A 455-nucleotide genomic window follows, 5' to 3' on the forward strand; every position below is an offset into this window, starting at 1 on the left:
TAATTTTAAAATGGCAAGAAGCGGCGGTTTCGCAATTTCAATTAAACCAGTAAAATAATTGTAAAGATACACTAAGGTGCCCCGGTTTATCGGATTTTCGATGACCGGGGTATTTTTATTTATCCTCTGCGTGTTGAATCAGCTGGGAATATTGATTTTCAGATTCTAATAGTTGTTCCTGTACTTTAACAGGAGTTTTTATTTTCTCTTTATATTCTTTCTGATACTGTTTGACGGTTTTTCCAGTTCCGTCATGTCTCCATCCTGGCGAATAAAAAAGATATTTTAGACGGTCTTTAAAAGAAATTCCCGGCTGTCTGATATCTTTCCCTATTCTTCTCCATTCATAGAAAAGCATCGTTGCGGGATCTTTGGATTTTATTTTCGGATAAACTCCATATTTTACAGGAACTTCAGGATCTTCTTTTTCAAAAGTCCCGAAAATTTTATCCCAG

The 455-nt window shown here is 35.6% G+C and carries 1 pseudogene; it reads right to left on the reverse strand.

From position 1 onward, the window contains the following. Positions 1–115 precede the first annotated feature (115 nt). Positions 116–455 (reverse strand): annotated as a pseudogene (locus BBI00_RS15330) (sterol desaturase family protein); the annotation flags it as partial.

Source organism: Chryseobacterium arthrosphaerae, from assembly GCF_001684965.1.
Lineage (GTDB): Bacteria > Bacteroidota > Bacteroidia > Flavobacteriales > Weeksellaceae > Chryseobacterium > Chryseobacterium arthrosphaerae.